The organism is Allostella sp. (assembly GCF_041913585.1).
In the GTDB taxonomy this organism is placed as follows: Bacteria; Pseudomonadota; Alphaproteobacteria; order ATCC43930; family Allostellaceae; genus Allostella.
Window position 1 is genome coordinate 1 of the sequence record NZ_JAYSFE010000158.1, and the last position, 9,204, is coordinate 9,204.

General features: G+C 74.3%; 7 protein-coding genes and 2 pseudogenes. 7 read left to right on the top strand and 2 right to left on the bottom strand.

Annotated elements, in window-relative coordinates:
* Both ACE3Q3_RS21235 and ACE3Q3_RS21240 read left to right on the top strand, forming a co-directional pair.
* A partial coding sequence (locus ACE3Q3_RS21235) for an aspartate-semialdehyde dehydrogenase (RefSeq protein ID WP_374449321.1) occupies positions 1 to 498 on the top strand: 498 nt, incomplete at its 5' end.
* Between the two features lie 25 nt (positions 499 to 523).
* A complete protein-coding gene (locus ACE3Q3_RS21240; protein ID WP_374449324.1) occupies positions 524 to 1,951 on the top strand; it encodes a tetratricopeptide repeat protein in 1,428 nt (475 codons plus the stop codon).
* A 6-nt stretch (positions 1,952 to 1,957) separates the two neighbouring features.
* Here the strand turns inward: ACE3Q3_RS21240 and ACE3Q3_RS21245 are convergent, their stop codons facing one another.
* Complete coding sequence (locus ACE3Q3_RS21245; protein ID WP_374449325.1) at positions 1,958 to 2,716, bottom strand: Crp/Fnr family transcriptional regulator; 759 nt, start codon at positions 2,714 to 2,716, stop codon at positions 1,958 to 1,960.
* Positions 2,717 to 2,873: 157 nt separating this feature from the next.
* Between ACE3Q3_RS21245 and ACE3Q3_RS21250 the strand changes: the two genes are divergently transcribed.
* The 3 genes and pseudogenes from ACE3Q3_RS21250 to ACE3Q3_RS21260 form a co-directional block, all read left to right on the top strand.
* Positions 2,874 to 3,335, top strand: a complete 462-nt coding sequence (locus ACE3Q3_RS21250; RefSeq protein ID WP_374449327.1) for a hypothetical protein — start codon at positions 2,874 to 2,876, stop codon at positions 3,333 to 3,335.
* A gap of 294 nt (positions 3,336 to 3,629) precedes the next feature.
* Positions 3,630 to 4,334: pseudogene (locus ACE3Q3_RS21255) on the top strand (gamma-glutamyltransferase); the annotation flags it as partial.
* Between the two features lie 244 nt (positions 4,335 to 4,578).
* Positions 4,579 to 5,256, top strand: a pseudogene (locus ACE3Q3_RS21260) (gamma-glutamyltransferase); the annotation flags it as partial.
* Between the two features lie 8 nt (positions 5,257 to 5,264).
* Here ACE3Q3_RS21260 and ACE3Q3_RS21265 read toward each other — a convergent pair.
* Positions 5,265 to 6,740, bottom strand: coding sequence for a tetratricopeptide repeat protein (locus ACE3Q3_RS21265; RefSeq protein ID WP_374449329.1), 1,476 nt, complete (start codon positions 6,738 to 6,740; stop codon positions 5,265 to 5,267).
* A 162-nt stretch (positions 6,741 to 6,902) separates the two neighbouring features.
* Between ACE3Q3_RS21265 and ACE3Q3_RS21270 the strand changes: the two genes are divergently transcribed.
* Together ACE3Q3_RS21270 and ACE3Q3_RS21275 are read left to right on the top strand one after the other, a co-directional pair.
* Complete coding sequence (locus ACE3Q3_RS21270; protein WP_374449331.1) at positions 6,903 to 8,135, top strand: MFS transporter; 1,233 nt, start codon at positions 6,903 to 6,905, stop codon at positions 8,133 to 8,135.
* 93 nt (positions 8,136 to 8,228) lie between these two features.
* Positions 8,229 to 9,204, top strand: a 976-nt coding sequence (locus ACE3Q3_RS21275) for a circularly permuted type 2 ATP-grasp protein (protein WP_374449333.1), incomplete at its 3' end; no start/stop codon positions are given.

Below are 9,204 nucleotides of genomic sequence, written 5' to 3' on the forward strand. Positions count from 1 at the left end.
GAGCAGTTCCCCAAGCAGATCGCCTTCAACGTCATCCCGCACATCGACACCTTCATGGACGACGGCTCGACCAAGGAGGAGTGGAAGATGGTGGTCGAGACCCGCAAGATCCTCGATCCCGACATCCGGGTGACGGCGACCTGCGTGCGGGTGCCGACCTTCATCGGCCATGCCGAGGCGATCAACGTCGAGTTCGAGCGGGCGTTCGACGAGGCGGAAGCGCGCGAGATCCTGCGCCAGGCCCCGGGCGTGCTGGTCCAGGACGCGCGCGAGCCGGGCGGCTACGTCACGCCCGTCGACAGCCAGGGCGAGGACGCCGTCTTCGTCAGCCGCATCCGCCGCGACCCGACGATCGAGAACGGGCTCAACCTCTGGGTCGTGTCCGACAACCTGCGCAAGGGGGCGGCGCTCAACGCGGTCGAGATCGCGGAGGTTCTGGCGGGGCGCTATCTCGGCAAGCCGACGGCGGGTGCCGAGCGCCGTTCCGTCCGCGCCTGACCGCGCCCGGGGGGGCGGGGCGCCGGTGGAAACGGAGCAGGGAGCGACGACGGCCGGGCGGCTGCCGGGCGGGGTCGACGCGCTGGTCGAGGCCCAGATTCTCCTGGCCGCCGGCATCGACCTGCAGCGTGCCGGCCGGGCGCGCGAGGCGATCGAGGCCTATGGCCGGGCCATCGCCGTCCAGCCGGACCTGGTCGAGGCCTACCACAATCTCGGCGTGGCGCTGCGCGCCGCCGGCTGCACGCCGGCCTCGGTCGCCTGCTTCCGGCGGGCCCTGCGCCTGCGTCCGGGTCACGGCCCGACCCTGTCCAACCTCGGCAACGCGCTGCGCTCGCTGGGCGAGACCGAGGACGCGGTGCAGTTGCTGCGCCAGGCCGCCGCCGCCGATCCGCAGTCGCCCGAGATCGCCTACAACTGCGCCCTGGCGCTGCGCGACGCGGGCCAGGTCGCGGACGCCGTCCGGCATTTCGACCGCTCGCTGGAACTGCGCCCCGATCGCCACTCGGCGCGCATCGAGCGCGGCCTCGCCCATCTCCTCGGCGGCAATTTCACGGCCGGCTTCGCCGATTTGGCGCTCCGCCATCCGGCGGCGATCGTGCCGGTCCGGGGCAAGTCCTGGCCGCGCTGGGACGGCCGCACCCTGGATGGCCGGCACCTTCTCGTCCGTGCCGGCGACGATCTCGCCGAGACGGCGCTCTTCGCCCGGTTCGTGCCGCTCGCCGCCCAGCGCGGTGTGCCGGTGATCCTGGAAGGTCCGGACGACGCCGTCCCCCTGCTCGAGACGGTCGAGGGCGTGGCCCGGGTGGCCCGCCGCGGCGGACGCTTCGCCAACGTCGCCGCGGAAGCGCCGCTCGCCGACCTGCCCCGCATCCTCGGCGTCACGCTGGAGACGATTCCTTCGGGCGCGCCCTATCTGCGGGTGCCACGGCAGTCGCGGCACGAGCCGCCGCCTGCGGTCGCCGGCCGCATCCGGGTCGGCGTCCAGTGGTCGACCGGGCCCGTCGAACCCGATGCCCGCTCGCCCAACTGCCGGCTCGCGCACTTCCTGCGCCTCGCCGAGCGGCCCGACGTCGACCTGGTGTCGCTCCAGGCCGGCGCCCAGGCCGAGATCGCCGAGGCGGGCGCGGCCGCGCTCGTCCGCGAGATCGAGGGCATCGAGGACCCGTCGGTCCTGGCGGCCGCGGTCGCGTCGACCGACCTCGTGGTCGCGGTCGACGGGCCCGCCGCGCACCTCGCGGGGGCGCTCGGCCATCCGGTGTGGCTGGTGCTGCCCTACGCCGCGGAATGGTGGTGGCTGCTCGGGCGCGACGACAGCCCCTGGTATCCCTCGGCCTGGCTGTTCCGCCAGCGCCGGCCGGGCGACTGGGATCCCGTCCTGCGCCGGGTCCGCACCGCCCTCGATGCCGCGCTCGACGCCCCGCCTGCCGCCGCCGGAGCGCCCGCCGACGCCTGACCACCGTCAGCCGCCCGAGGCGAGGCGCTCGATGGCGAGCCGGTCGGTGAGCGCGACCATGCCACCCGGCAGCAGGGTGATGACGCGCTGCGTCTTGAGCTGGGTGAAGGTCCGGCTCACGGTCTCGGTCGTCAGCCCGAGATAGTCGGCGATGTCGGTGCGGCTCATCGGCAGCGGCAGCGGGTCCGAGGGCTGGCCCCGCCGCTCGGCGCGGCCGGCGAGGTTGACGAGGAAGCTTGCGATCTTCTCGCGTGCGCTCTTGCGGCCGAGCAGGATCATCTGGTCCTGGGCCGCGGCCAGTTCGTTGGAGGCGTTGCCGAGCAGGCGCTTCTCCAGCTTCGGCAGGTCCTCCAGCAGCCGCTCCAGGCGCCGCCGCGGGAAGCGGCACAGGGTCGCCTCGCTCACCGTCTCGGCGCTGTAGGCATAGTCGTCCTCGAGCGCGAGGCCGAGGAAGTCGCCCGCGAACAGGAAGCCGGTGACCTGGCGGCGGCCGTCGGCGAGCAGCTTGTAGAGTTTCACGCAGCCGGACGTGACGTTGTAGAGGTGCTCGGCCGGGTCGCCCTCGTGGAACACCGCCCGGTGCGCCGGCAGGGTGATGGTCGTGACGACCTCCGCCAGGCGCTGCAGGTCCGGTGCATCGAGGACGTTGCAGACGCTGAACTGGCGGACGTCGCAGGCACGGCACGGATGGATGTGGTCGATCGACGGGTCCCTGGGCGGGCGCGCGATGTCGACGGACGGCCGTCCGTTTCCGCTCGTGTTCATGCTCCTGCCTCGGTCATCACGCTCCAGTGTGCCGCAATCGGTCGACGTCCGACAGCAGGATTTGACCCACATCAATGCCGGCCGCAAGCGGCTCCAGGGAAGTTGCGACGAGCGAGCGCAGGGAAGCGTGCAGGGAGTGTCCGAGGAGGGCCCGGCGGTGGAGAGCAGCTATCAGGTCGTCGCCCTCGCCCGGGAGCACGTCCTTCCCGCCTACATCCTTGCGCGCGCGTTCCGTCCCGACCTGTCGCTCGCCGGCTGGCGGGCGGAGTCGGCGCGGCACATCGCCCGCCCGGCCGCGGCCGGGCGGCGCGGCGCGCTGGTGGCGGAATCCGAGCAGGGCTATCTCACCGGCCTCGCCCTGCACCGGGTCGACGGCGCCGAGCGTTCGCTCCAGGTCGACTGTTTCGTGGTCCTGGCGCTGGTCGATGCGCCCCGCATCGCCGGCGCGCTGCTGACGCGGCTCGAGGAACTGGCCCAGGCGTCCGGCTGCCGGGAGGTCCGGATCCTGATGCCCGCCCGCGCCGGCGCGCCGTCGCCGCCCGGGGGGACGACGGCGGCGACGCTGGCGGCGGCCGGCTACGGCCCGGCGGGAACGCTCTACAGCAAGCCGCTGGGCTGACCCAGCCCCCGCCCGCCGGCCGCCTTGCGGTCGCGCGGCGGCCGGACCATCCTCCCGGCATTCATCTCGGGGGGGACCGATTCCGTGCGTCATCTGCACCGGCTTCTGCTGATCCTGCTCGCGCTCCTGGCGCGTCCGGCGCAGGCCGACGCGCCCTCGGGCCTCGCCCCGGAGCGCATGGCCGTCTATGCCCGCCACCACATGGTGGCGGCCGCCAACCCGCACGCGGCCGCGGCCGGCCTCGAAATCCTGCGCGCCGGCGGCAGCGCCCTCGACGCGGCGGTCGCCATCCAGATGGTGCTGGGCCTGGTCGAGCCGCAATCGTCCGGCATCGGCGGCGGCGCCTTCCTGCTGCACTGGTCGGCGGCCGAGCGCCGGCTCACCACTTGGGACGGGCGCGAGACGGCGCCGGCAGCGGCGCGCGGCGACCAGTTCCTCGGCCCCGACGGTCGGCCGCTCCGCTTCATGGACGCGGTGGTCGGCGGGCTGTCGGTCGGCGTGCCGGGCGCGGTGCGCATGCTCGAGGCGGCGCACCGGCAGGGCGGGCGCCTGCCCTGGGCGCGGCTGCTGGAGCCGGCGATCCGTCTCGCCGAGGCGGGGTTCGCGATGTCGCCCCGGCTCTTCGCCAGCCTGCAGGGCGACCGGGCGCTGCAGGCCGATCCCGCGGCGGCGGCCTATTTCTACGGCCCGGACGGGGCGCCGAAGCCGGTCGGGACGCCGCTGGTGAACGCCGAATATGCCGCCACCCTGCGCGCCGTCGCGGTGGGTGGCGCCGACGCGCTGCACAGTGGGCCGATCGCCGCCGACATCGTGGCGGCGGTGACCGGCGCCGCCCGGCCGGGCGGCATGACGCTGGCCGACCTCGCCGGCTACCGGCCGCTGGAGCGCGACCCGGTCTGCATCTCCTACCGGGTCTGGCGGGTCTGCGGGATGGGACCGCCCGGATCGGGCGGGCTCGCCATCGCCCAGGTCCTGGGCATGGTCGAGCGCCACGATCTGGCGGCGGCCGGGGCGGGTTCCCCCGCCGCCTGGCACCTGCTGCTGGAGGCGAGCCGGCTCCCCTTAGGCGCCCGCGACCGCGTCGGCGCCGCTCCCCAAGTCGCGCCGCCGCCCGGCGGGGGGGGGGGGGGGGGGGGGCCCCCCCGGCGGGGCGCCGTGGGGGGGGGGGGCGCGCCGCCCCCCCTTCGCCGACCGCGACCGCTTCGTCGCCGATCCCGACTTCGAGCCGCCGCCGGCCGGCCTCCTCGACCGTGCCTACCTCGCCGGCCGCGCCGCCCTCGTCCGTCCCGACGCCGCGCTCGGCCGGGCGCCCGCCGGGGAGCCGCCCGGCCGGCGCGCCGACCTCGCCCCCGACCGCAGCCTGGAAATCCCGGCGACCTCGCATCTCGTCGTCGTCGACCGCGACGGCAACGCGATTTCGATGACGGCGACGATCGAAGGTCCGTTCGGCGCCAAGCGCATGGTTCGCGGATTCCTCCTCAACAACCAGCTGACCGACTTCTCCTTCGTGCCGGAGGCCGACGGCCGGCCGGTCGCCAACCGGGTGGCGCCGGGCAAGCGGCCGCGCAGTTCGATGTCGCCGACGATGGTCTTCGATCGCGACGGGCGGCTGGTGCTGGCGGTCGGCTCGCCCGGCGGCTCGCGCATCCCGGGCTACACCCTGAAGGCGCTGGTCGCGATGCTCGACTGGGGGCTCGATCCGCAGCGCGCGGTGTCCCTCCCCAACCTCCTCAACCGCAACGGCCCGACGGAACTGGAGGCGCTGCCCGGGACGGAAGGGCTGGCCGAGGCCCTGCGCGCCCGCGGGCACGACGTCCGGCCGCTGACGGCGCCGAGCGGGCTGCAGGCGATCCGGGTGCTGGCGGACGGCCTGACCGGCGGCGCCGACCCGCGCCGGGAGGGCGTCGCGATCGGCGACTGAGGCCGGCGTCAGCCGGCCCCGACGCGGCGGGCGATCTCCTCCAGCACGTCGTCCCAGCGGTCCTCCCGGCTCTGGCGGACCAGCCGGACTCCCGGCAGCCACGGGCTCTCGGCCGCCGCCGGCGGATAGCGCCAGTCGGGCTGGAAGCGGCGCACGGCGACGACGGCCGGGGTTCCGACCGCGAGCGCGGTGGCGACGGTGGCGTTGACCACGGTGGCGACCGCGTCCATCGCGGCGACCTGGGCGGCGAAGGCGTCGAGGTCGCCCATGGCGTCGATCTCGGCGTCGCGGTGCGGGGCGACGCCGAACCACTCGCGGACCGTGTCGCGGTCGAGCCGCGTGTCGCCATATTGCAGGTCGACGACGAAGACCGAGCGATCGCGCAGGAGCGCCTCCCAGCGGGTCAGCGGCACTTCCTGCACCTGGCCGTCGGGCTTGCGGCTGCGCCAGGCGATGCCGACCACGCGCCGCCCACGGGCGAGTTCGCGATAGCGCGCGCGCAGGCGGGTGGTCAGCTCGGGATCGGTCGCGAGGCGGGCGGCGGGCAGCCGGTCGCGCCGGCCGGTCCACCAGGCGATCGCCGCCAGCCGCGAGAGCGGCGTCTGGGCCACGATGTCGGGGGCGGCGAGCCGGGGGTCGGGGGTCGGCAGCGCCGGGATGACCTCGAGGCCGGGGAAGCTGCGGCGAAAGAGGCCGGCGAGCCGGGGCGTGCATTCGAGCACGATCCGGTGGCCGGCGGCGAGCAGGTCGGGCAGGAACGCCGAGGCCCAGATCTGGTCGCCGATCCCCTGGTCGCCCCAGACCGCGACGCGCCCCTCGACCGGCCGCCCGTCCCACCATGGCTGCGGCAGGGGGCGGGGCGGGGTGTGCGGCTGGCGCCAGTACCATTCGTTCTCGGTCCAGCCCTGGTCGAGCCGGCCCAGCGCCAGCAAGGCCAGCGCCCGATTGACGTGGGCTTCGGCCAGCTTGGGCGCCAGGCCGACGGCGGTCTCCGCCGCCGCGAGCGCGCCGGCATTGTCGCCCTGCAGCCGGCGCGCCGTGCCGAGGTTGACCCAGGCGGAGGCGAGCCCGGGATCGATGCGGACGGCGCGGTCGGCGGCGTCCGCGCCCTCCGCCAGCCGGTCGGAGCGGACGAGGGCGACCGAGAAGGTCGACTGCAGCCCGGCATCGTGCGGGGCGGCGGCGGCGGCCGGGGCGAGCACCGCGAGGGCGCGCTCGACGGCGTTGAGCCGGAGCAGCGTCGCGCCCAGGAGATGGGCGGTGTGGGTATGGCCGGGCCGGAGGCGGAGTGCGGTCGCGTAGGACTCGGCGGCGCCGACATGGTTGCCGAGGGTGGCCCGGACCGATGCCAGCAGGGCATGGCCGTCGGGGTTGCCCGGTTCGCCCGCGACGAGCGGTTCCAGTTCGGCATGGGCGGCGGCGAAGTCGCGCCGATCGAGCGCCGCGCGGGCGCGCTGCCGACGTGCGATCGCCTGTTCGTCCATGGCTGGCCTCCCGCTCGCGTCCGGTCGAGTTCGGCAACTTGGCAACCGCCGCGGCCGGGCGCAAGCGGGCCGTCGGCGATTGCCCGCCTGCCCCGGCCGGTCCAGGATGGACAGACACCATGACCCATCCTCGGGTCGTCCCGGACCGGGCAGCACGCCGACGTGACCGAACAATCTCCCGACCGTCTCGCCACCAACCCGTGGATCGTCGTCGCCGCCACCACCGCGGTGCAGGCGCTGGCCTCGGCCACCACGCTCTCGGTGCCGACGATCGCGCCGCGGCTGGCCGAGATGCTCGGCATCTCGCCGGCGCTCATCGGCTACCAGACGACGCTGATCTACGCCGGGGCGATGGCGACCTCGGTGGTCGGCGGCGCGGTGGTGCGGCGGCTCGGCGCGGGCCGCGCCAGCCAGATCGCGCTGGCGCTCGCCATCGTCGCCATCCTGCTCGTCATCGGCGGCTCGCTGTGGACGATCGCGCTGGGATCGCTGGTCATGGGCCTCGGCTACGGGCTGACCAACCCGGCGGCGTCGCACCTCCTGATGCGCTTCGCGCGCGGGCCGCGCCTCAACCTCATCTTCTCGATCAAGCAGACCGGCGTGCCATGGGGCGGCATGCTGGCCGGGCTGATGCTGCCGCCGGTGGCGCTGACGCTCGGCTGGCGCTGGGCCGTCGGCCTGGTGGCCGTCCTGGCGCTGGGGCTGCTGCTCGCGCTGGCGCCCGGCCGCCGGTCCTGGGACGACGACCGCGACCCGACCCACCGGCTGCGCCAGAACCCGTTCGCCGCGGTCTCGCTGGTGTGGCGGACGCCGCCCCTGCGCTACCTCTCCTTCGCCTCGATGACCCTGTCGCTGACCCAGATGTGCGTCCTCGCCTTCATGACGACGCTCCTGGTGGCCGAGGCCGGCTTCGGGCTGGTCGAGGCCGGATTGGTGGTCGCCATCATGCAGGTGGCGGGCGTGCTCGGCCGCGTCGGCTGGGGCGTGGTCGCCGACCGCATCGGCGACGGGTTCGTGGCCCTGCTCGCGGTCACCATGCTGGCGGTCCTGGCCTGCATCCTCGCCTCGACCCTGTCGGCCGCCTGGCCCGCCTGGGCGGTCTACGGCCTGGGTGCGCTCTTCGGCAGCACGGCCGTCGGCTGGAACGGGGTCTTCATGGCCGAGGTGGCGCGCCAGGCGCCGCCCGACCGCATCGGCATCGCCACCGGCGGCTGCATGATGCTGACCTTCTCCAGCATCATCTTCGGCCCCGCCGCCTTCGGCGCCGTCAGCGTCGCGATCGGCAGCTTCGCCACGACCTACCTCGCCGTCGCGGCGGTCGCGGCCCTCGGGGCCGCCAGTCTCGTGCTCGCGCGACGCGCCGCCCGCGCCCGGACCAGGGCCGCGGCGGCGTGAACAATTCTTCGCCAGTCGTGCTCAAGAGTTGGGCAAGTCTTTCTCTTGACGCGCAATTTCGCCGTCGGTCATCGTGACTTCGGAGGGAAGCGGATGGCGACTGCGTTCGACGAGATGGGGACTCCGGGGGCGGTGCGCGCGCCCTACCGGACGATCGCCGAATGGCTGGCCTCGACCGCACCCGAGGTCTTCGCCCACAAGCGGCGCGAGGCGGAAATGCTCTTCCGCCGCATCGGCATCACCTTCGCCGTCTACGGCGAGGGCGGCGATCCCGAGCGGCTGATCCCGTTCGACATCGTGCCGCGGGTGCTGGGCGCCGCCGAATGGGACGTGCTCTCGCGCGGGCTGGAACAGCGCGTGCGCGCGCTCAACGCCTTCATCGACGACGTCTACAACGCCGGCGAGATCCTGCGCGCGGGCAAGGTGCCGGAGGCGCTGGTCCTGCGGAACGAGAGCTTCCTGCCGATCATGCAGGGGTTCTCGGTACCGGGGCGGGTCTACACCCACGTCGCCGGCATCGACGTCGTCCGCGTCACCGAGGGCGACTTCTACGTCCTCGAGGACAATTGTCGCACGCCGTCCGGCGTCTCCTACATGCTGGAGGGGCGCGAGGTCATGATGCGCCTCTTCCCCGACCTCTTCGCCCGCCACCGCGTGCAGCCGGTTTCGCGCTACCCGGAGGCGCTGCTCGAGACGCTGCTGTCGGTGGCGCCGCCCGCCTGCAAGGGAGACCCGGTGGCGGTGCTGATGACGCCCGGCCCGTACAACAGCGCCTACTACGAGCATTCCTTCCTCGCCGACGAGATGGGCGTCGAACTGGTCGAGGGCCCCGACCTCTTCGTCGACGAAGACATCGTCTACATGCGCACGACCCAGGGACCGAAGCGGGTCGACGTCATCTACCGGCGCATCGACGACGCCTTCCTCGACCCGCGCGCCTTCCGCCCCGATTCGGTGCTGGGCGTGCCCGGCCTCATGGGTGCCTATCGCGCAGGCACGGTCACCCTGGCCAATGCCGTCGGCGCCGGCATCGCCGACGACAAGGCGGTCTATATCCACGTCCCGGAGA

Excerpts from the sequence above, each read along its gene's own strand:
- ACE3Q3_RS21245 (WP_374449325.1), bottom strand. The coding sequence starts at position 2,716 with ATGAACACGAGCGGAAACGGACGGCCGTCCGTCGACATCGCGCGCCCG.
- ACE3Q3_RS21265 (WP_374449329.1), bottom strand. The coding sequence starts at position 6,740 with ATGGACGAACAGGCGATCGCACGTCGGCAGCGCGCCCGCGCGGCGCTC.